Below are 21,777 nucleotides of genomic sequence, written 5' to 3' on the forward strand. Positions count from 1 at the left end.
CCCGCCGGCAGGCGGGTCACGGCGTGGCGGCCGCCTTCAGGCGGCGGGCCTTCCACCACGGCAGCAGCCGCCACAGCCGGCCGCAGGCGATGGTCCCGGCGACCAGGAGGGCGTAGGTGACGGGTGTCCACGCGCCGCCGGACTCGCTGCCGTGGCCTTGGTCGTAGGTGTAGGAGACGGCGCTCTGCAGGTAGCTGAACCCGGTCCAGGTGTAGGTGCCGGTGGCGTGCGGGTCGGCCGCGACGATCGCCTGCCGGTACGCCGAGGCGGCCTCCCCCAGGACGAAGGTGAGCACCAGGGGGACGGTCACGGCGAAGCAGGCGGCCGCGATCCAGGAGTGGCGCGGGCCGTCGCCGAGCTCGGCGGCCAGGTACTCCTCGGCCAGTTCGCTGCTGCTGCCGAGGCGGCGCAGCGCTTCGACGGTCCCGATGTCCCGCGCCGCCGTCAGGGTGTTGGCCCGGACCTCGCGGCGTCTGGCGACGCGTGAGCGGCGGGGCAGGTCGTACAGCTGCTGGTCGAGGGCCCAGACGAGGCGCTCGATCCGCAGCCGGTCCCGCCAGGTGATGGTGTGCGGCATGTCAGGAACTCTTCTCCGCTGTGGTGGGCAGGGGACGGTTCAGGACGGCGTCGACGCTGGTCACGTGCCGTGTCCACGCTGCCCTGCCGGTCGCCAGGGCCTCCTGGCCGACCGGCGTCAGCCGGTAGTACTTGCGCGCCGGCCCGCTGGACGAGGCGACCAGCCGGGTGGCGAGGCGGCCCTCCCGCTCCAGCCGGGCCAGGGCGGGATAGACGGTGCCCTCCAGGACGTCGGTGAACCCGGCCCCCTGCAGCCGCTGCGCCACCTCGTACCCGTAGGACTCCTGTTCCGCCAGCAGGTGGAGCAGCAGCAGCGACAGGACGCCCTTCAGCAGCTGGGGATCGTGGCTCGTCGTCATGCTCATAGAGTCCGTCAGGTACTAGGCAAAGTCAAGTAGCCGGCGACCGCCCGCGGATCGCCCTTGCCGCACCTCCGGAACCGGGTCTCCCGGCGCCCGGGTGCCGAAGCGTCCGGGGTGGCGCACGCTGGAGGGGGCGGCGCCGGATCGGGCGCCGCGCGAGGAGGTGTCGTGACCCACGCCGCGACAGACCCTTTCGTCCGTGTCCGTGGAGCCGCCGAGCACAACCTGAGGAACATCGACGTCGACATCCCCCGGGACGCGGTGGTCGCCTTCACCGGCGTCTCCGGCTCCGGCAAGTCCTCGCTCGCCTTCGGCACGCTCTACGCCGAGGCGCAGCGCCGGTACTTCGAGTCCGTCGCGCCCTACGCCCGCCGGCTGCTCCAGCAGGTCGGGGTGCCGCACGTGGGCGGGATCACCGGCCTGCCGCCCGCCGTGGCCCTGCAACAGCGCCGCGGGGCGCCCAGCTCGCGCTCGTCGGTGGGCACCATCACCACGCTGTCCAACCTGGTGCGGATGCTCTACTCCCGCGCTGGGACCTACCCGCGGGGCGCGACGCGGCTGGAGGCGGACGCGTTCTCGCCCAACACCGCGGCGGGGGCCTGCCCGAGGTGCCACGGGCTGGGGGTGGTCCACGACGTCGCCGAGGACCTGCTCGTCCCGGACACCTCGCTCAGCGTTCGCGAAGGCGCGATCGCGGCCTGGCCGGGCGCGTGGCAGGGCGCCAACCTGCGCAGCGTGGTCAGCGGTCTGGGGATCGACATCGACCTGCCCTGGCGCCGGCTCAGGAAGAAGGACCGGGACTGGCTGCTCTACACCGACGAGCAGCCCTCCGTCCTGGTCAGGCCGGAACGCGACCGGGTCGACTACGGCTACCAGGGCACCTTCTGGAGCGCCCGCAAGCACGTCATGCACGTCCTCGCCGACTCCAAGAGCCAGCAGATGCGCGACCGCGCGCTGCGCTTCGTGCGGAGCGTCGACTGTCCGGTGTGCCACGGCGCCGGCCTGCGCCCGGAGGCGCTCGCGGTGACCTTCGCCGGACGCTCGGTCGCCGACGTCAACGCGATGCCGCTCACCGAGGTCGCGGAGCTGCTGCGGCCCGTCGCGGAGCTGCCGCACCCGACGGCCGCCACACCGACCGCACGGTCCGGGGAGACCACCGAGGTCGCGGTGCGCATCAGCGCCGACCTCGTCGCGCGCACGCAGGTGCTGCTCGACCTCGGGCTGGGCTACCTCAGCCTCGGGCGCCGTTCGACGACGCTGTCGCCCGGCGAGGCGCAGCGGCTGAGGATCGCCACGCAGTTGCGCTCGGGGCTGTTCGGGGTGGTCTACGTGCTCGACGAGCCGTCGGCGGGCCTGCACCCGGCCGACACCGAGCCGCTGCTGGACGTGCTGGACCGCCTGAAGGCCGCGGGGAACTCGCTGTTCGTCGTCGAGCACGACATGGACGTGGTGCGGCGGGCGGACTGGGTGGTCGACATCGGCCCAGGGGCGGGGGACGGCGGCGGCCGGGTGCTCTACTCCGGCCCGGTGCCGGGCCTGGAACAGGCCGGCGAGTCGGCGACCGGCCGGTACCTGTTCGGGCGGGAGCGTGCGGCCGCCCGCGCGCCCCGTCAGCCGCAGGGCTGGCTGCGGCTGCGCGGCGTCCGCCGCCACAACCTGCACGACATCGCCGCCGACATACCGCTCGGCGTGCTGACGGCGGTGACCGGGGTGTCCGGCTCGGGGAAGTCGACGCTCGTCTCGCAGGTGCTCGCGGGGGTGGTGCGCGAGCACCTCGGAACGGCGCCGGCCGAAGGCGACGAGGTGGAGGCCGGCGTCGACGTCGACGTGCGGGAGGTCTCCGGCCTCGACCCGCTGGACCGGCTGGTCCGGGTCGACCAGCGGCCGATCGGCCGCACCCCCCGGTCGAACCTCGCCACGTACACGGGCCTGTTCGACGCGGTGCGCAAGGTGTACGCGGCGACCGACGAGGCGAAGGCGCGCGGGTACACCGCCGGAAGGTTCTCCTTCAACGTCCCGCAGGGCCGCTGCGAGACCTGCCAGGGAGAGGGCTTCGTCGAGGTCGAGCTGCTGTTCCTGCCCGGGACGTACGCGCCCTGCCCGACCTGCCACGGCGGGCGGTACAACGCGCGGACGCTGGAGGTGACCTACCGCGGGAGGACCGTCGCGGACGTGCTGGCGATGTCCGTCGACGACGCCGCCGGCTTCCTCGGCGAGGTGCCGGCCGCCGCCAGGAGCCTGCGGACGCTGCGCGAGGTGGGACTGGGGTACCTGCGGCTCGGGCAGCCGGCGACGGAGCTCAGCGGCGGCGAGGCGCAGCGCATCAAGCTCGCCACCGAGCTGCAGCGGGCGCGCCGTGGCCACGCGCTGTACCTGCTCGACGAGCCGACGGTGGGGCTGCACCCGGCGGACGTCGAGCTGCTGCTGCGCCAGTTGCACCAGCTCGTGGAGGCGGGGAACACGGTCGTCCTGGTGGAGCACGACCTGGACGCGGTCGCCACCGCCGACTGGGTCGTCGACCTCGGCCCCGGCGGGGGTGACGCCGGCGGCCGCGTCGTGGCGGCCGGTCCGCCCGCCGAGGTCGCCGGCGCCGGGACCGGGGTGACCGCGCCCTACCTGGCACGCAGGCTGAGCGGAGGGTGACCCGGCCCACAACGGCCCACAACGCACCTCGACGGCCCACGACGGGCGGCCCCGATCAGCGGTGCGGCGGGGCGGCGTCGGCCGATACGGGATGCGAGCACGCGGTGGGGCGGCCACGTCGTAGGCTGCGGGCATGCAGAGTCTGGGGGCGGCCGATCCGGCGTCGGTCGGGGGATATCCGCTGTTCGCACGGTTGGGCGCCGGGGGGATGGGCGAGGTGTACCTGGCGCGGTCACCGGCCGGGCGGCCGCTCGCGCTGAAGACCATGCGGCCGGAGCTGGGGCTCGATCCCACCTTCGGGGAGCGCTTCGCCCGCGAGATCCGGCACGCCGACCGGGTGCGCTCGCCGTGGACCGTCACCGTGGTCGACTTCTCCCCGGCCGGCTCCCGACCGCAGTGGCTCGCCACCGAGTACGTCGCCGCGCCGTCGCTGGCCGACTGGGTCTCCGAGCACGGGCCGCTGCCGGCCGCGAGCGTGGCCGCGCTGGCCGCCGAGCTGTGCGAGGCTCTGCACGCGGTCCACCAGGCGGGACTCGCGCACCGGGACGTCAAGCCCTCCAACGTGCTGCTGGCCGGCGCCCGGCCGCTGCTCATCGACTTCGGCATAGCGCGCGCCGCGGAGGACTCCCGGCACACCCGGACCGGCGGGGTCATCGGCTCACCGGGGTACATGGCCCCCGAGCAGGCCACCGCGGGGGTGTCGGCCGAGCCCGGCGACGTCTTCGCGCTGGGCGCCGTACTGGTGTACGCGGCGACCGGGCACGGCCCGTTCGACCGGGTCGGCGAGAAGCCGTCCGCGCCGGTCCTGCTCTACCGCGTGGTCCACGAGGAGCCGGACCTGGACGGTGTGCCCGAGGCGCTGCTGCCGCTGGTGCGCGCCTGCCTCGCCAAACAGCCGGAGGACCGGCCCGCCGCCCGGGACGCGATCGCCTCGCTGCCGGAACCCGAGCGGCCGGCCGGGCGCTGGGCACCGCGCCTGCCGCCCGGCCTGGCGGCGGAACTGGCCGCACGCGAGGCGGACACGCGGGCCACGCTGGCCGATCCGGCCGCCGCGTCGCCGCCGCCGACCCATGTGCTCACCGCTCTCGACTCCCCCACTCCCCCGCCGGGTGCGCCCACGGACGCCGGCGGCCACGGCCTGCCGCCTGCCGCGTCCCCCGGCACCGGGACGCGGACCGCGCACGAGCACCCGGCCTACCGCCCGCGCCCCGTGCCGGTACCGGTCCCGCTCCCCCACCCCGCCCCCAACCCGAACCCCGTGCCGGGGCCTGGACCGGCCCCGGCGAAGGTACGCCGGCGGCTGATCATCGCCGCGGGCGCGCTGTCCGTCGTGGTGGCCGCAGGGCTCCTCGTGCACTCGCTGGTGGGCTCGAACGCGGACCGGGGGGATACGAGCGGGGGCGGCAGCGGCGCGTCGACCACCCCGGCCGGGGCCGCCGGCCTCGATCCGGACGTGCTGCCCGCGTCCTGGGTGGGCACCTGGTTCGGGACCGGTCCCGGCAACCCGGACGGCAACTACTCCATGGCGCTGCACACCGACAGCTACAAGGTCACCCTCACGCTGCGGGCGGGCCGCGTCGGCCAGGTGGTCGGGCAGCAGGTGAGCGACGTCCACGACCAGGACACCGGCGAGAACGACGGCTGCACCGAGTCGCTGGTGCTGAAGAAGGTGAGCGAGGGCGTCGTGGAGTTCGCCGCGACGTCGCCGCACACCACCGACCCGGACAGCACGCTGACCTGCGCGCGCGGCAACTCGTACCAGCTGAGCATGACCGGCGGCACGCTCCGGCTGGGCCCCGGCTCGCAGGGGCTCGGTTCCCCCGACACCTTCACACGGCAGTAGCGCCGCGCCGCGCAGGGCGCGGGGTCCGGTGCTCTCTGCGCACGACGCAAGGGGCGGGCCGCCGGCGTCCGGCGGCCCGCCCCCCTGGGTGCGCGGCTACTGCGAGACGCGCACGTAGTCGACCAGCATCCGCTGCGGGAAGACGCTGGTGGCGTCGGGCGCGCCCGGCCAGTCACCGCCGACCGCGTTGTTGAGGATGATGTAGAACGGGTGGTCGTACACCCACGGGCCGCGGGTCGACTCCACCGTCGCCTTGTCGGCGGTGAAGAAGGCGTGGCCGTCCACCGAGAAGGTCATGTGGCTGGAGTCCCAGTCCACGGCGTACGTGTGGAAGTCGTTCGCGAAGTCGCTGCCCGCGACGGTGTAGGGCGAGCCGTAGCCGTTGCCGCCGTTGTAGGCGGGGGCGTGCAGGGTGGAGTAGACCGAGTCGGCGACCTTTCCGACGTGCTCCATGATGTCGATCTCACCGGAGTTCGGCCAGGGGGTGCCGGTCTTGAAGTTCGACCCGAGCATCCAGAAGGCAGGCCAGAGGCCCTGGGTGCCGGACACCTTGATCCGCGCCTCGACGTGGCCGTAGGTGAAGTTGAAGTGGTCCGAGGTGTTGATCCGGCCCGAGGTGTACTGGTGGCCCTGGACGTTCTCCTTGCGCGCCTCGATGACCAGGTCGCCGTTGCCGTCCATGCTGGTGTTGTCGCCGTTGGTGTAGTACTCCAGCTCGCCGTTCTGGCCGCCGCCGACGTCCTGGGTCCACTTGGAGGTGTCCGGCTTGGTGCCGGCCGCGCCGTTGAACTCGTCGCTCCACACCAGGTGTTCGGGGTTCCCCGGGTTGGGCGGCAGGGCCGGCGGCGCGGTCGGGTTGCCGCCGGTGCCGTAGACGTCGAAGCCCCACAGCGAGTAGCCGTAGCCGTTGCTGCGGGCGGTTCCGTACATCCGCACGTAGCGGCCGGTGCCGTCGACGGTCAGGGTCTCCTTGAAACCCTTGCCGGTGGTCGTCGAGTAGATCGGCGTCCAGTTGGCGCCGTCCGGCGAGGTCTGGATCTGGTATGCCGTCGCGTAGGCCGGGTCCCACTGCAGGACGACCTTGGTGATGTGCGCGGTCGCGCCGAGGTCCACCGCGATCCAGCCGGGGTCCACCCAGCCGTTGACGTCGCTGGTCGCCCAGCGGGTGGCCGGGTCCTCGTCGAACGCCTTGGCCGGGGTGCAGCCGGTGCAGCTGTTGGCGTCCTGGTAGGTGGAGGAGGTGGCGGGCTTGTTGTACGACAGCAGCGTGCCGTCCGGCGGCGGCGTGGTGCCGCCCGTGCTGCCGCCGGTGGTGCCGCCGGTCCCACCGCTGCCGCCGGTGAAGACCTGGAACTCCCAGAGCGAGTAGCCGTACTGCGTGGCGCGCTGGGTGCCGTACAACCGCACGTAGCGCCCGGTGCCGGTGAGGGTGATCAGCTCGGTGGCCCCGGGGCCGCTGGTCGTCGAGTACGCGGTGGTCCAGTTGGTGCCGTCGGTCGACAGCTGGATCTGGTAGGCCTTCGCGTAGGCGTTCTCCCAGCTCAGCTGGACGCCGCAGACGTTCTGGGTGGCGCCGAGGTCGATCTGGAGCCACTGCGGGTCGGCGGCGGCGCTGGACCAGCGGGTGCCGGTGTTGCCGTCGACCGCCGCGGAGGCGGGGGTGCCGCCGTTCTCGGTGGAGGAGGCCGTCGCGGTCTTGTTCAGCGCCGCGTTGGTCGTCGAGCATCCGGACGTCCCGGTGCCCGCGGTGCCGTAGACCTGGAACTCCCAGAGCGAGTAGCCGTACTGGGTCGCGCGCACCGTCCCGTACAGCCGGACATAGCGCCCGGAAGCGTTTACGGAAAGCGTCTGGGTGCCGCCGGTACCCGTCGTGGTGGAGTAGGCGTCGGTCCAGTTGGTGCCGTCCGCCGACGTCTGGATCTTGAACGCCTTGGCGTAGGCGGTCTCCCAGTTGAGGGTGACGGAGCTGATCGTCGCGGTGGCGCCGAGGTCGACCTGCAGCCACTGCGGGTCGGCGGCGGCGCTGGACCAGCGGGTGCCGGTGTTGCCGTCGACCGCCGCGGAGGCGGGGGTGCCGCCGTTCTCGGTGGAGGACGCGGTCGCGGTCTTGCCCTGCGAGAGCAGGGTGCCGGCCGCGCGGGCCGGGGTCTGCACGATCACGAGCGCGAGGGCCGCGACGAGCGCCGCGACGCAGGCGAAGACGATCGCGCGTGGGGTGGCGAATCTGCCGGACAGGGGTGGGGGGTTGCCGTTCAAGGCGTCTCCTGAGGGTCGCCGAAGGAAGCGAGAGAGCGCTCTCTGGTGCAGCGATGATTACGGCGGCATTGCCTGGACGTCAAGACGCAGCGCGAGAGTGACGGTCCGTCACCATGCGGCGCGGGGCTCGGCGATGGGAGACGCCGCGCACCTCCGGGCCGCACGCGTCCTCCCGCGCACCCTCAGGGCTTGCAGACTCCGGAGGACTTCAGCGCCGCGACGATCCTGTCGCCCTCGGCGGCGGTCACGCCGAACCGCGCTGCCGCGGACCGCCCGAGGTCCCTGCCGCCGGTGTTGATGTTCTGGCACTGGTTGCGGATGTCGTCCGTCGTGGCGGCGTCGTCGTGGGTGAGGCCGGGTCGGATCTTCTCGAGCGCCGCGTAGAGGCCGGCTTTCGACGCCCCGGCGGGGGCGGGCGGCATGCCCAGGGCCTTTCCGGCCGCCGAGCGGTCGGCGCCGGGCGTCGCCCCCGAGGGGTCGGCGCCGGGTGCGGCGGTGGACGCGCTCGGCCGGGGCGGCGAGCCGGTCCGGTCCGTGGCGCTCTCGTCCGCGCCCGAGGAGCAGTCGGCGAGGGCGAGCACCGAGGCGGCGGTGAGGGCGGCGGCCGTGAGTCGTATACGCATCGGACCAGGATGGCGGAGCGGGGCGGTGCGGGTGGGGCATGTGACACGCCCGTGACATGGCGGCCGCCTCGGCCGGCGGCGCTCGGGAAGGGCGGCCCGCGGCGGGTGACCGGCATCACGCGAACCCGACATATCACACGGAATGGGACTCATGCGTAAGTGGTTGAAAGTCGAACCAACCCCGTCCTCAGGGAGCACACCATGGGCCTGTTCGCCCGCAAGACCACCGCCGCAGCGACCGCCGCACCGACGGCCGCACCGGCTGCCGCGCCGGCTGCCGCCACGGCCGTCGCCACCGCGGATCTGACCCACCTGACCGGTGACTACGCCATCGACACCTCGCACAGCGAGATCGGCTTCTCGGCGCGGCACGCGATGGTGACGACGATCCGCGGGCGCTTCACCGAGTACGAGGGAACCTTCACTCTCGACGGCGCCGACCCGTCCGCCTCCCGCGCCGCGCTCACCATCAAGGTCGCCAGCATCGACACCGCGCTGAGCGCCCGCGACGAGCACCTGCGCAACGGCGACTTCTTCGCGGCCGAGGAGTTCCCCGCGATCACCTTCCGCAGCACCGGCACCGAGCAGATCGACGCCGAGACCTACCGCATGCACGGCGACCTCACCGTCAAGGGCACCACCCGCCCGGTCGCGATCGACCTGACCCTCAACGGGCAGGTCACCGACCCGTACGGAAACGTCCGCGTCGCCTTCGACGGCTCCGCCACCGTCAGCCGCGCCGACTGGGGCCTGACCTACAACGCGGCCCTCGAAGGCGGTGGCGTCCTGATCAGCGACAAGGTCAAGCTCACCTTCGACATCTCGGCGGTCAAGCAGGCCTGACCCCACCTGTGGGAGACGACCCGTTCGGGCGGCGCACTCCAGCGCCGCCCCAGCCTGCGCCACCCCAGGCCGTGCCACCCCAGGCCGCGCCGCCGCTCACCGGTCCCCCGCGGCCCGGCGCAACAGCGCGGTCCATCGCGCCGATCCCGGTCGGCGCCCAGGGCGAGGGCAGAACCCTCGGCGGGCGGCTGCCGTACGGCACCGGCCCGGCCGACCGCCGGGCCGGTGCCGTCTCACGCCGGTGGGCGACCGGCCCGGATCAGCGGTCGTCGCCGTGGACGCCCGAGGGGCCGACCGTCGCCTCGTCGGAGTCCGTGGGCACGAAGCGGCGCAGACGGGCCGGGGCGGCCGGCGGCTCGTCGGCCAGTTCACGCACCCGGGAGACGACCTCGTCGCGCGCCGGTCCGGTCAGCGGGACCATCGGGCGGCCGTCGCCCACGCCCGGCGCCCCCGAACCGTCCCCGTCACGCGGCGTCAGACCGTAGTGCACGTACAGCTCCTGCTCCTGGTCGAGCCCGAGGTGCTGGTCCACGTTCATGACGGGCGCCCGCCCGATGACCTCCAGCAGTTGGCCGACACGCAGCACATCGCCGCGTTCGCGGCGGGCGCCGCGCAGCGGCACGAACACCTCGGCCGATCCGACGGGCTCGCCGGCGCCGTTCCGCGCGCCCTCAGGGACAGTTCCGCCCTCCTGCGTGGCGGCCGCTCCCGAGTCCGCCACCGGCGGGTCGGTACGGGAGACGCGCACCGCCACCCACTCCGGCCGCCGGCTCCGGTCGTCGAGGTACACCTGCGTCACAGGGCCCACCCGTCGCCCGTCCACGTCGTGGACGGCCAGCCGGCGCACCGCCTCGGGGTCCGCCTGCACTTCCTGCTCGTCGCTCATGCGCGTTCGCTCCTCTGCTCGGGCCGCGGCGGCCTGCCGTCCTGATCCGCCCAGGCCGCCGCGGTGGGCCTCGTGACGCTGCGCATGCCCCCTCATCCGTCTCCCACGCGGACGCGGCGCGGCGCCGCGGGAAAGCGGTGTGGCGGAAGTGTTTACACGTCCCTGACGACCTGTTAGCTTCCCGGCTATGGGAGCGCTCCCATAGCGCCCCGAGCATCCCCCCACTACGCCCCGGGGACCCGGCTACGGTGGCCCACGGCCCCCGGGACGCTGCCGGAAAGGTCACCCACCTTGAAGAGGCGAAGGACACTCTCCCTCATATCGGGACTCGCCACACTGATCGCGACGCTCGGTTTCGTCATCCTGGGCCAGAGCCCCGCCCAGGCACACGGCGTCGCGATGATGCCCGGCTCCCGCACGTACCTGTGCTACCAGGATGCGAAGACCGCGTCGGGCGCCCTGACCCCCACCAACCCGGCCTGCGCCGCCGCGGTGGCGCAGAGCGGCACCACGCCGCTGTACAACTGGTTCGCGGTGCTGGACTCCAACGCCGCCGGCCGCGGTGCGGGTTACGTCCCGGACGGGACGCTCTGCAGCGCGGGCAACAAGTCGCCGTACGACTTCTCCGCCTACAGCGCGGCCCGGGACGACTGGCCGCGCACCCACCTGACGTCGGGATCGTCGATCCAGCTGCAGTACAGCAACTGGGCGGCGCACCCCGGCACCTTCCGGGTGTACCTCACGAAGCAGGGCTGGTCGCCCACCACCCCGCTGGCGTGGGCGGACCTGGACCAGATCAGCAGCACCACCAACCCGCCCGCGGTGGGCTCGCCGGGCACCGACGGCGGCCACTACTACTGGGACCAGGCGCTGCCCTCGGGCCGATCCGGCAACGCCCTGCTCTTCATCCAGTGGGTCCGCTCGGACAGCAACGAGAACTTCTTCTCCTGCTCCGACATCGCCTTCGACGGCGGCAACGGGGAAGTGACCGGCATCCACAACGGCGGCACCACCACCGGCGGCACCACCGGCTCCACCACCACCGGCGGCACCACCGGCTCCACCACCACCGGCGGCACCACCGGCTCCACCACCACCGGCGGCACCACCGGCTCCACCACCACTGGCGGCACGACCGGCTCCACCACCACTGGCGGCACGACCGGCGGTGGCGGCGGCGACAGCACCTGCATGGCCATGTACTCGGTGACCAACGCCTGGAGTGGCGGCTTCCAGGGACAGGTCGAGGTGATGAACCACGGCACCTCCCCGACCAGCCACTGGAAGGTGGCGTGGACGACAGGTGACGGGACGAGGATCTCCTCGCTGTGGAACGGCAACGTGTCCGCCACCGGCACTGCGGTCACCGTGACCAACGCCGCCTACAACGGCACCATCGCCGCGGACGGCAACACCACGTTCGGCTTCACGGCGACCTCGTCGGGAATCAATCTGCCCAACGGTTCGATCACCTGCACGTTCGCCTGACGCACCGGCTCCGTCTTCGTCCCGCACGGCGCGCTGCCGTGCGGGACGAGGCCGTGCGAGACGAGGGCGTGCCCGTCGCCCAGGACCACGGGCACGGCGGGTTAGAGGTCGCGCAGTTCCTCGACGGGGATGCCGGTGGCCTGCGCCACCTGCACCTCGTCGGCGCCCTGGGCCTGGGCGGCCGCGCTTTCCGCCCTCAGGTCCGTCGCGGCGGCTTCCCGGGCGTCCTCGGCCTCCGCATAGCGCTGCGCGGCCAGTTCGAGCTTCGCTGTATCCACCCGCACATGATGCCAGTCCATGGAGCGTGCGGGCCACACGACGCGGACGCGCGTCCCAGGGCTCTCCTTGCGATCGGAGCCGCGGTGCGGGACGGTTGTCGTGAGGTAACCATCGCCGTCGACAGTGAAACCGAGGTGAGGGGCTGATTCGACGGCCCCCTTCTATGCCATCGATCCCGTCCCAGCTCTCCGACACCCGCAGCGGCATGATCCCCTCCGCCCTCGGCGCCGCGCCGTACCCCGTCCTGGTGGTCGGCGACGACGGCGTGGTGGGTCTGCTGAACGACACGGCGGCCGCGCTCCTGCCGGCGGCCCGGGTCGGCTCGCCGCTCGCCGACGGTGTGCCGGCCTGGCTGGCCGCGGCCCACGCCCGCCTCGACGGTGACGTGCCGTCAGAGGCCGCGCGGCCGTCGTCGCCCGCCGCCGGAGCGCCGGGCGTCGCCGCGGGCCCGATAGGCGAACGCAGCTACGAGGCGCATCCGTCCGTGCAGAACGGCGGGGGCGTGGTGTGGTGGCTCGTCGACGACACGGACCGGCAGCTCGCGCACGCCGCGCTGCGGGTGGAGCGGGAGCGTACGGCCTTCCTCGCCGGCTCGTCCAACACGCTCCTGTCGTCGCTGAACGTGGACCGGTGCGTGAGCACCACCGCGCAGCTGGCGGCGAGCCACCTCGCCGACGCGGCGCTGGTCGTCAGCCCGGCGCGCGGCCGGCGCCTGCCGGTCGTGTTCTGCCGCAGCGGCGGCACGCCGTGGAGCGAGCGGTTCGCCGTGGACCCGGCGACGGTGCTGGGCCTCGACGAGTCGCTGCAGGGCTTCCCCCCGGTGCCCTCGCGCTGGATCGACCCGGCGACCGCGCCGGACTGGCTGATCCCGGAGGGCTTCGGCGAGGTCGGCTCGATCGTGGTCACCCCGCTGCCGGGGCACGGCGTCCCGGCGGGGGCGCTGGTGCTGCTGCGGCGCGCCGGACGGGAGTCCTTCTCGCAGGAGGAAGAGGTCTTCGCCCGGCTGTTCGCGGCACGGGCGGGCGCCGCGATCTCCGCGGCCCACCTGTACGCTGAGCAGGCGTCGATCACCGAGGTCCTGATGCGGGACCTGCTGCCGCCGGTGCTGCACCGGGTCGGCGGCATCGACTTCGCCGGCGGATACCGGCCGTCCGGTGACAGTGAGCGCATCGGCGGGGACTTCTACGACGTCCATCCCGCGCCCGCCCAGGACGACGCCCAGGAGTCGCTGGTGGTGCTCGGCGACGTGTGCGGCAAGGGACTGGAGGCGGCGGTGCTGACCGGGAAGATCCGCAACACCCTGCACGCGCTCCTCCCGCTGGCCGCCGACCACCAGCGGATGCTGGAACTCCTCAACGGCGCGCTCCTCAACGCCCACAGCACGCGCTTCGCCACGCTGGTGCTGGCGTCCGCGGCGCGGATGCGGCGCGGCGTACGGCTCCGGCTGACCAGCGCCGGCCACCCCGCGCCGCTGATCGTGCGGGCCGGCGGGCAGGTCGAGGAGGTGGGCACCAGGGGCACCCTAGTGGGGGCGCTGCCGACGGTCAGGGCCACCACCGTCGAGACCCACCTGGAGCCGGGCGAGACGTGCCTGCTCTTCACCGACGGCGTCACCGAGGCCAGAGGCGGGCCGATGGGCGGCGCGCTGTTCGGTGACGAGCGGCTGCAGCGGGTCCTCGCCGAGTGCGCGGGCATGCCCGCCGAGGCGGTCGTCGAGCGCGTCCAGATGCTCGCCTCGCAGTGGGTGGGGTCGGGGCGTCACGACGACATGGCCGTCATCGCGATCACCGCGCCGCGCGAACCCGCGGCGGGCGCGGCCCCCGGCCACGGTCAGGACACGGTCGGGGCACGGCGGTCATGGGAGGCGGGATCCGGGGCAGACGGCGCGCGTGAACGCTGAATCCGCCGAGAGCCGCACCGCGCGGGAGACCGCCGAGGGGTTGTGGCAGGCCGTCACCGCCGGTGACGAGTACACCGCGACCCGTACCGCGCTGACCGCCCTGGACCGCGGCATGGACCCCGAGACCCTGCTGCTGGACGTGATCGCGCCCGTGCAGCGGCGGATCGGCGGCGAGTGGGCCGCCAACCGGTTGACCGTGGCGCAGGAGCACGCGGCGACCGCGATCAACGACCGCATCGTCGCGGCGCTCGTCGTGCGCACCCACGACGGCGGACCTCCGGACCGGCGGCGCGGCACGGCGACGGTGGCGTGCGTCGACGGCGAGTGGCACGCGCTGCCGGCGCGGCTGCTCGCCGAGGTGCTGACGCTGCGCGGCTGGCATGTCGACTACCTCGGCGCCCAGGTGCCCACACCGCACCTCATCCGGCATCTGCACCGGACAGGCCCCGACGTCGTCGCGCTGTCCAGTTCGATCGCCACGCGGCTGCCGGCGGCGCACGCGGCGATCACGGCGTGCCAGGCGCTCAGCGTCCCCGTCCTGGCCGGCGGCGCGGCCTTCGGCGAGCACGGCCAGTACGCACGTCTGCTCGGCGCGGACGTCTGGGCACCGGACGCGCGGGCAGCCGCGGACCGCCTGGAGGGCCCTCTTCCGGTCCGCCGGCCCGACCCCCACCAGCCCGTCGACGACCTGCCGCACCTGGCCGACCAGGAGTACACCCTGGTCGCCCGCAGCCGGCCGCAGCTGGTCAAGGCGATGATGACCGGGCTGGAGGAGCGCCTGCCCGCCGTCGCCTCGTACACCGAACTCCAGCGCCAGCACACGGCGGAGGACTGCGCCCACATCGTGGACTTCCTCGCCACCGCGCTCTACACGGACGACGACGAGCTCTTCTCGGGATTCATCACCTGGACCGCGAGCATCCTGGCCGCGCGCCATGTCCCGGCCGCGACCCTGCCGCCCACCCTCGACCTGCTCGGCGCCGAGCTGAGGGACCTCCCGCGCGCGCTGCGCGTCCTCGCGCACGCCCGCGACGCCCTGGCCGGCGCCGTTCCGAGCCCGGCAGGCCACGGAAGCCGCTCATGACGACGTATCCGCCCGCGGCGCCGAGCGCCGAGGTCACCGCCGGCGGCGGGGAGCGCCTGCACGTGCGCGTGCGCGGTGACGTGGACTACGACACCGCCGACGGCTTCCTGCAGGGCGTCCTGCACCACCTGGCGGAGCACCCCGGCACCCGCCACCTGCACCTGGACTGCCGTGAGCTGGGCGTCTGCGACTCGACGGGCCTGTCCTGCCTGCTGATGCTGCACCGCCACACGCAGGCGGCCGGCATCCTTCTCCACCTCGACAACCGGCAGCCGCCCCTCGACCGCCTCCTGACGGTCACCGACACCCTCGTCCACCTCACCGGTCCCCCCGGTCCCCCCGCCTGACGCGCGGACGCGCTCGTCGCCGCGTACGGCGCACCGCGCCCGGGCCCCGGCCCGCCCGTCGCACCGTCGTGGCCGGCCTTCCGGTCAGCGGCGCAGAGCGGCCTGGCGGTCGGGATAGACCGGTACGACGTCCTGGAGGCCGGCGATCTCGGCGGTGCGGCTGACATGGTCCTGCAGCCCCGCCAGCCGGATCCAGCCTCCGGCGGTACGGGCGACGCGCTGGGCACGGATGAGCGCGTTGATGCCGCTGGAGTCCATGAACCGCACCTCGCTGAGGTCCACGACGGTGCAGGGAAGCCGACCGGTGACCGTGATCGCCCGCTCCAACTGCGGGGCCGTGGTGAAGTCGAGGGTGCTCGCAGGGGTCAGCACGGTGACGCCCGCGGGCGTCATCTCCCGGCGTATGCGGAAACGCCCGCCCTCCGGATCCTCGTACACGGCGCCCCCTTCCCCGAGGACTCAAGGCCGACCGCTCGGTGGACGGCCCCGAGGACAGCCCAGTGCACCGCACCGCCGGCTGTCAACCGCCGGCTCCCCGCCGGGGCGGGATTCGGGTCACGCCCCGGTCAGGCCCACGGCAGACACGCGATGATCGTCTTGCCCGACGCGGTGCGAAGGGTCTCCACCCGCTCGCACAACGCCAGCACGATCTCCAGGCCGTGCCCCCCGACCCGCCCGGGGTTCCGAGGAGCCGGCTCCGGGGCCTGTTCCCGGGTGTCGCTGACCGCGATGCGCACCACCGAGGCGTCCCACTCCAGGGCCAGCGTGCACCGGCCGGGGGCGTGACGATGGACGTTGGTGACCAGTTCACTGACCACCAGCTGCGCGTCCTGCACCACCCGCGCCCCCACCTCGGCGCCGTGCCGCTCCACCTCCTGGAGGAACCCGCTCACGAACTGTCGCGCCTGGCCGATCATCGACGACCGGCCGTCGTACGCCTCCACGGCCCGCAGCACCACCGCGGGCCGCACCGTGCCGTCCTCATCCTGGACCGCCTGTGCCATCGCTCGCCCCTCCCCTCCTCGGGCACGCCGTGCCGGGACAGTATCAATCCCACGGCGCCTCCCGCCGGACAACCCCTGCAGCCTCCCGAGGATGACAACGCCGTCAGGCTCTCGCAACAGAGCCCTGGACACGGTCGTTCCCCGCCCCACCGCCTTCAAGCCGCCACCACCGGCCGTTTGCCGTCGCGCCTCGCGGGAAGGCCCCGGACAAGGCTGCACGGCGAACCCGACGTGCGGGTGCGGCGGCGCAGGAGGACCCGCTTTCGGCAGTGCGTTCACGCCCAGGAAGATGCACATGGTGAACATTCAGATCGTCTCGCAGCACCCTCCCCGCGGTATCTGGCGAGGGCTGCGCGACAAGGAGGTCCGCTCCGTGGCAGGCGAGCGCGTCGTGACCTGGACCGGGTTGATCGACCCGCACGACGTGGCCCCGGGGCTGCGGTTCACCATTCCCCCGACCCCCGGCGTGCGGGACGGTGACCTGGACGTGGCCTTCAGCTATCGCGACGGCGGCCCGGTCGCGTCCGACGCCATCCGCCGGCTCGCGGACGACCCGGACGCCCCGGACGGCGCGAACCCCTGGGCGTCCCTGACGTTCGAGGTGTCGGGGGAGCTGCGCGACGCGGTGGTCATGACGGTGACCCAGCGCGCGGCGGGGCTGTTCGTCCCGTCCGACAGCCCGCAGGTCGACACCGAGGAGTGACGCCCGCGCGCCGACGGTCAGCCCTCCCGGCCCCGCCAGTCCAGGCACACGGCCAGGGCGTCGTCCAGCGCCTCCTGCTCGCCGAGGTGCCCGCGCAGCTCGTTCAGGATCGCGCGGGGCACCTCGGGCGCCGGCAGCATCCGGGTGGCGTTCATCGCACGGCTGAGGACCCGCTCCTCGTACCGCTCCCCCGCCGGGGAGGTGGCGTCGTACACGCCGTCGCTGAGGAAGAGCAGCCGGTCGCCTGGCCGCACCCGGAAGGTCTGGCTCTCGTACAGTGTGTCCTCGAACATGCCCAGAGGCAGTTGCGCGTCGAGTTCGACCGCGCTGACCTTGCCTTCGCGCAGCAGCCACGCCTTGGGCGATCCCGCGTCGATGACCTCCACCACGCCCGTCGACAGGTCGAAGCGCAGCAGGAGGGTGGACAGGTGCAGGCCGCCGTGGTGCAGGCCGTAGATGGCCTGGTCGGCCAGGCACGCCTGGTCGACCAGTGACAGGCCGGCCCGGCGCGCGTTGCGGAGGGCGTTGATGCCGAGGCTGGTGAGCAGGGACGCCTCGATCCCCTCACCCATGCCGTTGGTGAGCGTCAGTGCGAAGTCGTCGGCCGTCGCGGACCAGTCGACGTTGTCGCCGTAGACGCCGTAGGCCGGTTCGAGCTGCGCCCCCATGTCGTACTCGGTCCGCGAGCAGCTGCTGCCCGGCAGCAGCTGCCACTGCATCTCGGCGGCGAGCGTCAGCCTCCGGGTGCGCTTGGCCTGGAGGTAGAGGTCGGTCTCGCGGTCCGCGATCAGGATGGCCCGCCCGAGCGACTCGGCGATCTCGGCCAGTTCCTCCTCGGTGCCTGGCTCTGCCGCCTGGGCGGGGACCGTGACGCTCAGGATGCCGATCCGCTCGCCCCGGACGCTGACCGGAAGGTGGAGGACGGCCGTGGCGCTGTCGGACGGCTCCCGTACCGCTCGCTGGGAGGCGAAGGCGCGACCGGGGGCGCTGACGTGAACGGGCACGGCCTGCGTCGTGAAGGGAAGGGACTCCACGGTTTGGAGTATGGTCATTGCGTAATCTGCCATCAGCAGATCGACCTTGAGCGCACCGTACCGGTCGGTCAGAGCGCGGCGGAGTTCGGGCAGCAGCGCATGGGGCTCGACGGTGCGCAGGACGCGCTCGACCGCCGCGGATCTTTCCATCTGGGTACCTACCGCCTCAGGATCTAGGGTCGGGACACTGCGAAGGCCGATGAGGGAGGAACGGGTCATGGCGCAGGAAGCGGGAGGATGGCGGCACCGCGCGTCCGTGGTGCGCGACCACGGCGGCCCCTCCCCGCAGAGCGCCGATCTGGCCGCGCGGACCGGGGAGATCATCGAGCTGCTGGAGATCCTCTGGGAACGGCGGCGCGACATCTCCCCCGCTCCAGTATCCGCAGCCCAGTTGCGCGTCCTGTACATCCTGGAGCGTGAGGAATGCCTCAACCTGGGCGGTCTGGCGGTGGCCCTCGGCGCTTCGGCTCCTTCGACCAGCAGACTGTGCGACCGGCTGGAGGCGCTGGGGTTCGTGGCGCGCTCGCCGAACGAGGCCAACCGCCGCGAGAAGGACCTCCGGCTCGCCGAGGCCGGCCGGGCCCATCTGCGGCAGCTGCGGCTGTGGCGGGAGGCCGAGCTGCAGAAGACCATCGCGGCGATGCCGCCGGAGGCCCAGGTCGAGCTGCTGCGGGGCATCCAGGCGTTCCGCACGGCCTCCCTCGGCGCACCGCGCGCCTCCGGAGAGGGTTCGAACGCGGCGTCGGCCTGAACGACGCGTACCGCTCCATCCGCCCCCCTCCAGTCCTCTCGGTCGGCACGCCGCCCCGCGGCTGACGTCTCCCGGCGGCGTGCCCTGCCGCACGGGTGCGGGCACAGCGTGTGGCGCGACAACCACGGTTGTCAAATGGCAACTTTGGCGGACCCGTTTGCGGGCCGACGCCACTCCTGCGCTAACGTTTGTCGAGCGACAAATGTACAGCGGCGCGGGTACGGGGACCTTCGCTCCACGGCGGGCACCTGCATGCCGCCGCGGAGCAGGGCGCCCGGCCCCACAGGTCGGGAGTGCAGTGGAAGCCCGTGGAGACGACGAGGGGGACGGCCAGGGCGCCGTCGACCGTCGGGGCGCGCCGATCCCCCGGCGGCAGGCGGCGGGGCCGCCGTCGCGGGAGAACCGGCCGTGGCAGGAGGCGCACCTGCTCCGCGCCAGGGTCCGGGAGCTGGAACGGCGCTGCGCGGCGCTGGAGGCCGCCGAGCAGCAGACGGCCGCGCTCAACGCCGGCCTCCTGGTGGAGCTGGAGGAGACCAACCGCGGCGTCGTCGCGCTGTACCAGCACGAACACCAGCTGGCGCTGACCCTCCAGCGGACCTTCCTGCCCGCGGTGCTGCCCTCCGTCGCGCACATGAGCCTGGCGGTGCGCTACCTCGCCGCCGACCCGGGCAACGAGATCGGGGGCGACTTCTACGAAGCCGTCAGCACCCCGGAGGGCCTGCTGCTCGCGGTGGGGGACGTCGCGGGCCACAACCTGCAGGCCGCCGTCATGATGGGGGAACTGCGGCACGCGCTGCGGGCCTACGCCTACGACGGCCACTCCCCCCGCGCCATCGTGTCGAGACTGGACCGGCTGCTGCGGCTGACCCGGCCCGGCCGCACCGCGACGGTGTGCGTGGCCCTCGTCGACCTCACCACGGGGACGCTCCGCTTCGCCAACGCCGGCCACCTGCCGCCGCTTCTCGCCTTCGCCGGCGCCGCCCCGCACTACGTCCACGAGCACGGCCCGCTGCTGGGCCTCGGCCTGCCCCAGCCGCCGGAGACCACGGTGCACCTCACCCCCGGCGCCCGGCTGCTGATGGTCACCGACGGGCTCATCGAGGCTCCCGGGACCCACCTCGACGACTCCCTGGAGCAGCTGCGCAGCGTCGTCGCGAACGCTCCAGCCGACGGCGAGGCCTTCTGCGACGCGCTGCTCGACGCCTTCCGCCACCACCGGCAGGACGACGTCGTGGTGTTCTCCGCGGAGTTCACCGGCGGCTGACCCTCGGCGCACCAGGCTGTGTGCGGGACCAGGCCGCTCGTGACGTCGGCAGTCTTCACCCAGGTGGTGGAGCCGCCCGGGGCGCCATCGCGGGAATCTGCCCGGAGAAGGTGAGCTGACCGGGTACGCCGGCGCGCAGAACGGCGCGCCGGCGGCGGGCGTGTCCAGGTGCAGCCCGGAGCTGTCCCGGGTCGGCGCGGGCGGGTTGACGTGGCCGCCGTCGGGGTAGCCGCGGTTGATGCCGCGGGCCGTCGCCGGCGCTCCCCCGCTCATGTCAACGAGGTCCCCGCAGGGCGCGCGGCGCCGTCCGCCCTACGGGACTGGGAGGGCGGACGGCGCCGCTCCGGGCGTTGCCCCATGCCAACGCTCAGGACTGCGACATCCTCACGGACTCGTGCAGGACAGGGACGGCGTGGAGGCGGTGCCGTTGCTGAGGAACCCGAAGGTGGTCGACGCGGAGGGCTGGAGCGCACCGTTGTAGGCGGCGTTGGTGACCGTCGCCGTCGAACCGCTCGTGGCGAGCGTGCCGTTCCACACCTGGCTGATGCTCTGCCCGCTGCCCAGGGTCCACTGGACGGTCCAGCCGCTGATCGCGGCGTTTCCCGCGGTCACCTTGACCTCACCCTGGAAGCCGCCGGACCAGGAGTTGACGGTGGTGTACGTGGCCGTGCACGCGCCTCCTCCGGTGCCGCCGGTCGTGCTGCCGCCGGTCGTGCCGGTGGTCGTGCCGCCGGTCGTCGACCCGGTGGTGGTGCCGGTGGTCGTGCCGCCGGTCGTCGACCCGGTGGTCGTGCCGCCGGTCGTCGACCCGCCGCTCGTGGTGCCGGACGCCGCGTTGAGGGCGTTCAGAACCGAGCTGTAGGCGCTCTTGGGGTTGCCGTTGCCGTCGAAGAGCAGCGGGTTGTCCCCCGAACGCCAGGAGTCGCTGTCCCGGATGCCCCACACCGTGATGCCCGTGCAGCGGCTCACGTGCACGCACGCGTTGACGGTGCTGGCGTAGTTGGTGGCCGACGCCTGGGCGATGTCGAGCTCGGTGATCTGGACGTCCACACCCAGTGCTGCGAAGTTCGACAGAGTGGTCTGGAAGCTGGCGGGCGGTCCGCCGGTGCCGAAGTGGCTCTGGAAGCCGACGCAGTCGATGGGCACGCCGCGTGAGGTGAAGTCCTTGACCATGGCGTAGACGCCCTGGGTCTTGGCGTCCGTCCAGTTCTCGATGTTGTAGTCGTTGTAACAGAGCTTGGCGGCCGGGTCCGCCGACCGGGCGGTGCGGAAGGCGTGCTCGATGAAGCCGTTGCCGAGCTTGTCCTGGAAGGGCGAGCTGCGGTGCTGGCCGCTGCCGCCGTCGGCGAACGCCTCGTTGACCACGTCCCAGGCGTAGATCCTGCCCTTGAAGTGGGTCATCTCCTGCGTGATGTGGTTGTCCATCGCGGACTGCAGGTCCGAGGCGGACAGACCCGACACCCAGCCGGGCAGCTGCTGGTACCACACCAGTGTGTGGCCGCGCATCTTCTGCCCATGGGCCGCCGCGTGGCTGACGATCTGATCCGCGGGCCCGAAGTTGAACGAGCCGCGGGACGGCTCGGTGGTGTCCCACTTCATCTCGTTCTCCGGGGTGATCATGTTGAATTCCCGGTCGAGGATCGTGGAGTACGTCGAGTTGCCGAGCTTGGACGCGGCCACCGCCGTACCGAAGTACCGTCCGGACTGCGCCGCTGCGGCGCCCAGCGAGCCGGCCGCTTCGGCATGGGTGGCGAACGCCCCCATGCCGACGACGGCCAACGCCGTCGCGGCCGCCGCTCCGGTCAAGGCCGCCAGCGTCTTTCTGGGGCGGCCGCCCCTGTAGAACCAGGACATCGCGGTTTCTCCTTCGTGTGGGGGGAGAGGCGCCTGC

The 21,777-nt window shown here is 73.2% G+C and carries 20 protein-coding genes; 10 read left to right on the forward strand and 10 right to left on the reverse strand.

What is annotated here, in order from left to right:
• Positions 1-16: 16 nt before the first annotated feature.
• Both V2S66_RS00325 and V2S66_RS00330 read right to left on the reverse strand, forming a co-directional pair.
• A complete protein-coding gene (locus tag V2S66_RS00325; RefSeq protein ID WP_330792102.1) occupies positions 17-577 on the reverse strand; it encodes a hypothetical protein in 561 nt (186 codons plus the stop codon).
• Between the two features lies 1 nt (position 578).
• Positions 579-935 carry a PadR family transcriptional regulator gene (locus V2S66_RS00330; RefSeq protein WP_330792104.1) on the reverse strand — a complete coding sequence of 119 codons (357 nt, stop codon included), beginning with the start codon at positions 933-935 and terminating at the stop codon, positions 579-581.
• 171 nt (positions 936-1,106) lie between these two features.
• Here V2S66_RS00330 and uvrA point away from each other — a divergent pair, with 171 nt between their 5' ends.
• Positions 1,107-3,581 carry an excinuclease ABC subunit UvrA gene (gene uvrA / locus V2S66_RS00335; RefSeq protein WP_330792106.1) on the forward strand — a complete coding sequence of 825 codons (2,475 nt, stop codon included), beginning with the start codon at positions 1,107-1,109 and terminating at the stop codon, positions 3,579-3,581.
• A 133-nt stretch (positions 3,582-3,714) separates the two neighbouring features.
• Entirely contained in the window at positions 3,715-5,424 is a 1,710-nt protein-coding gene (locus tag V2S66_RS00340; protein ID WP_330792107.1) for a serine/threonine-protein kinase, read from the forward strand.
• A gap of 96 nt (positions 5,425-5,520) precedes the next feature.
• Here V2S66_RS00340 and V2S66_RS00345 read toward each other — a convergent pair whose 3' ends face one another.
• Positions 5,521-7,629: a discoidin domain-containing protein gene (locus tag V2S66_RS00345; protein WP_330792804.1), complete on the reverse strand. Its 2,109-nt coding sequence runs from the start codon at positions 7,627-7,629 to the stop codon at positions 5,521-5,523.
• 233 nt (positions 7,630-7,862) lie between these two features.
• Positions 7,863-8,303, reverse strand: a complete 441-nt coding sequence (locus V2S66_RS00350) for a hypothetical protein (protein ID WP_330792109.1) — start codon at positions 8,301-8,303, stop codon at positions 7,863-7,865.
• A gap of 201 nt (positions 8,304-8,504) precedes the next feature.
• On the opposite strand from V2S66_RS00350, the gene V2S66_RS00355 reads away from it, so the two are divergent.
• Positions 8,505-9,146, forward strand: coding sequence for a YceI family protein (locus V2S66_RS00355; RefSeq protein WP_330792111.1), 642 nt, complete (start codon positions 8,505-8,507; stop codon positions 9,144-9,146).
• A 259-nt stretch (positions 9,147-9,405) separates the two neighbouring features.
• On the opposite strand, the gene V2S66_RS00360 is transcribed toward V2S66_RS00355, so the two are convergent.
• Entirely contained in the window at positions 9,406-10,032 is a 627-nt protein-coding gene (locus tag V2S66_RS00360) for a hypothetical protein (RefSeq protein ID WP_330792113.1), read from the reverse strand.
• Between the two features lie 291 nt (positions 10,033-10,323).
• On the opposite strand from V2S66_RS00360, the gene V2S66_RS00365 reads away from it, so the two are divergent.
• Positions 10,324-11,520, forward strand: a complete 1,197-nt coding sequence (locus V2S66_RS00365; protein WP_330792115.1) for a lytic polysaccharide monooxygenase — start codon at positions 10,324-10,326, stop codon at positions 11,518-11,520.
• Between the two features lie 101 nt (positions 11,521-11,621).
• On the opposite strand, the gene V2S66_RS00370 is transcribed toward V2S66_RS00365, so the two are convergent.
• A complete protein-coding gene (locus V2S66_RS00370) occupies positions 11,622-11,798 on the reverse strand; it encodes a hypothetical protein (protein ID WP_330792116.1) in 177 nt (58 codons plus the stop codon).
• 164 nt (positions 11,799-11,962) lie between these two features.
• Between V2S66_RS00370 and V2S66_RS00375 the strand changes: the two genes are divergently transcribed.
• Genes V2S66_RS00375 through V2S66_RS00385 form a run of 3 tightly spaced genes read left to right on the forward strand, consistent with a single transcriptional unit; the run spans position 11,963 to position 15,130 of the window.
• Positions 11,963-13,699 (forward strand): PP2C family protein-serine/threonine phosphatase, encoded by a 1,737-nt coding sequence (locus tag V2S66_RS00375; protein ID WP_330792118.1) that lies wholly within the window; start codon positions 11,963-11,965, stop codon positions 13,697-13,699.
• Complete coding sequence (locus V2S66_RS00380; RefSeq protein WP_330792120.1) at positions 13,689-14,783, forward strand: cobalamin B12-binding domain-containing protein; 1,095 nt, start codon at positions 13,689-13,691, stop codon at positions 14,781-14,783. Before V2S66_RS00375 ends, V2S66_RS00380 begins: the two co-directional genes overlap by 11 nt.
• The gene (locus V2S66_RS00385) at positions 14,780-15,130 is read left to right on the forward strand and encodes an STAS domain-containing protein (protein ID WP_330792121.1); all 351 of its coding nucleotides are present in this window, start codon (positions 14,780-14,782) and stop codon (positions 15,128-15,130) included. Before V2S66_RS00380 ends, V2S66_RS00385 begins: the two co-directional genes overlap by 4 nt.
• Before the next feature lie 84 nt (positions 15,131-15,214).
• Here the strand turns inward: V2S66_RS00385 and V2S66_RS00390 are convergent, their stop codons facing one another.
• Both V2S66_RS00390 and V2S66_RS00395 read right to left on the reverse strand, forming a co-directional pair.
• The gene (locus V2S66_RS00390) at positions 15,215-15,568 is read right to left on the reverse strand and encodes an STAS domain-containing protein (RefSeq protein WP_330792123.1); all 354 of its coding nucleotides are present in this window, start codon (positions 15,566-15,568) and stop codon (positions 15,215-15,217) included.
• Positions 15,569-15,696: 128 nt separating this feature from the next.
• Entirely contained in the window at positions 15,697-16,134 is a 438-nt protein-coding gene (locus tag V2S66_RS00395; RefSeq protein ID WP_330792125.1) for an ATP-binding protein, read from the reverse strand.
• 295 nt (positions 16,135-16,429) lie between these two features.
• Between V2S66_RS00395 and V2S66_RS00400 the strand changes: the two genes are divergently transcribed.
• Positions 16,430-16,837, forward strand: a complete 408-nt coding sequence (locus V2S66_RS00400; RefSeq protein ID WP_330792127.1) for a hypothetical protein — start codon at positions 16,430-16,432, stop codon at positions 16,835-16,837.
• Between the two features lie 17 nt (positions 16,838-16,854).
• On the opposite strand, the gene V2S66_RS00405 is transcribed toward V2S66_RS00400, so the two are convergent.
• Complete coding sequence (locus V2S66_RS00405) at positions 16,855-18,021, reverse strand: PP2C family protein-serine/threonine phosphatase (RefSeq protein ID WP_330792130.1); 1,167 nt, start codon at positions 18,019-18,021, stop codon at positions 16,855-16,857.
• Between the two features lie 67 nt (positions 18,022-18,088).
• Between V2S66_RS00405 and V2S66_RS00410 the strand changes: the two genes are divergently transcribed.
• Both V2S66_RS00410 and V2S66_RS00415 read left to right on the forward strand, forming a co-directional pair.
• On the forward strand, positions 18,089-18,622 hold the full coding sequence (locus V2S66_RS00410; RefSeq protein WP_330792132.1) for a MarR family winged helix-turn-helix transcriptional regulator: 534 nt from the start codon (positions 18,089-18,091) through the stop codon (positions 18,620-18,622).
• 298 nt (positions 18,623-18,920) lie between these two features.
• Positions 18,921-19,886 (forward strand): PP2C family protein-serine/threonine phosphatase, encoded by a 966-nt coding sequence (locus V2S66_RS00415; RefSeq protein ID WP_330792134.1) that lies wholly within the window; start codon positions 18,921-18,923, stop codon positions 19,884-19,886.
• Positions 19,887-20,270: 384 nt separating this feature from the next.
• Here the strand turns inward: V2S66_RS00415 and V2S66_RS00420 are convergent, their stop codons facing one another.
• Entirely contained in the window at positions 20,271-21,740 is a 1,470-nt protein-coding gene (locus V2S66_RS00420) for an endo-1,4-beta-xylanase (protein ID WP_330792137.1), read from the reverse strand.
• Between the last annotated feature and the right edge of the window lie 37 nt (positions 21,741-21,777).

This window comes from Actinacidiphila polyblastidii (assembly GCF_036353415.1).
Taxonomy (GTDB): domain Bacteria; phylum Actinomycetota; class Actinomycetes; order Streptomycetales; family Streptomycetaceae; genus Actinacidiphila; species Actinacidiphila polyblastidii.

What these genes read in the sequence shown, in the direction of transcription:
- V2S66_RS00325 (WP_330792102.1), bottom strand. Translation starts at nt 577, where the DNA reads ATGCCGCACACCATCACCTGGCGGGACCGGCTGCGGATCGAGCGCCTC.
- V2S66_RS00330 (WP_330792104.1), bottom strand. Translation starts at nt 935, where the DNA reads ATGACGACGAGCCACGATCCCCAGCTGCTGAAGGGCGTCCTGTCGCTG.
- V2S66_RS00340 (WP_330792107.1), top strand. Translation starts at nt 3,715, where the DNA reads ATGCAGAGTCTGGGGGCGGCCGATCCGGCGTCGGTCGGGGGATATCCG.
- V2S66_RS00350 (WP_330792109.1), bottom strand. Translation starts at nt 8,303, where the DNA reads ATGCGTATACGACTCACGGCCGCCGCCCTCACCGCCGCCTCGGTGCTC.
- V2S66_RS00355 (WP_330792111.1), top strand. Translation starts at nt 8,505, where the DNA reads ATGGGCCTGTTCGCCCGCAAGACCACCGCCGCAGCGACCGCCGCACCG.
- V2S66_RS00360 (WP_330792113.1), bottom strand. Translation starts at nt 10,032, where the DNA reads ATGAGCGACGAGCAGGAAGTGCAGGCGGACCCCGAGGCGGTGCGCCGG.
- V2S66_RS00375 (WP_330792118.1), top strand. Translation starts at nt 11,963, where the DNA reads ATGCCATCGATCCCGTCCCAGCTCTCCGACACCCGCAGCGGCATGATC.
- V2S66_RS00385 (WP_330792121.1), top strand. Translation starts at nt 14,780, where the DNA reads ATGACGACGTATCCGCCCGCGGCGCCGAGCGCCGAGGTCACCGCCGGC.
- V2S66_RS00395 (WP_330792125.1), bottom strand. Translation starts at nt 16,134, where the DNA reads ATGGCACAGGCGGTCCAGGATGAGGACGGCACGGTGCGGCCCGCGGTG.
- V2S66_RS00400 (WP_330792127.1), top strand. Translation starts at nt 16,430, where the DNA reads ATGGTGAACATTCAGATCGTCTCGCAGCACCCTCCCCGCGGTATCTGG.
- V2S66_RS00405 (WP_330792130.1), bottom strand. Translation starts at nt 18,021, where the DNA reads ATGGAAAGATCCGCGGCGGTCGAGCGCGTCCTGCGCACCGTCGAGCCC.
- V2S66_RS00410 (WP_330792132.1), top strand. Translation starts at nt 18,089, where the DNA reads ATGGCGCAGGAAGCGGGAGGATGGCGGCACCGCGCGTCCGTGGTGCGC.
- V2S66_RS00420 (WP_330792137.1), bottom strand. Translation starts at nt 21,740, where the DNA reads ATGTCCTGGTTCTACAGGGGCGGCCGCCCCAGAAAGACGCTGGCGGCC.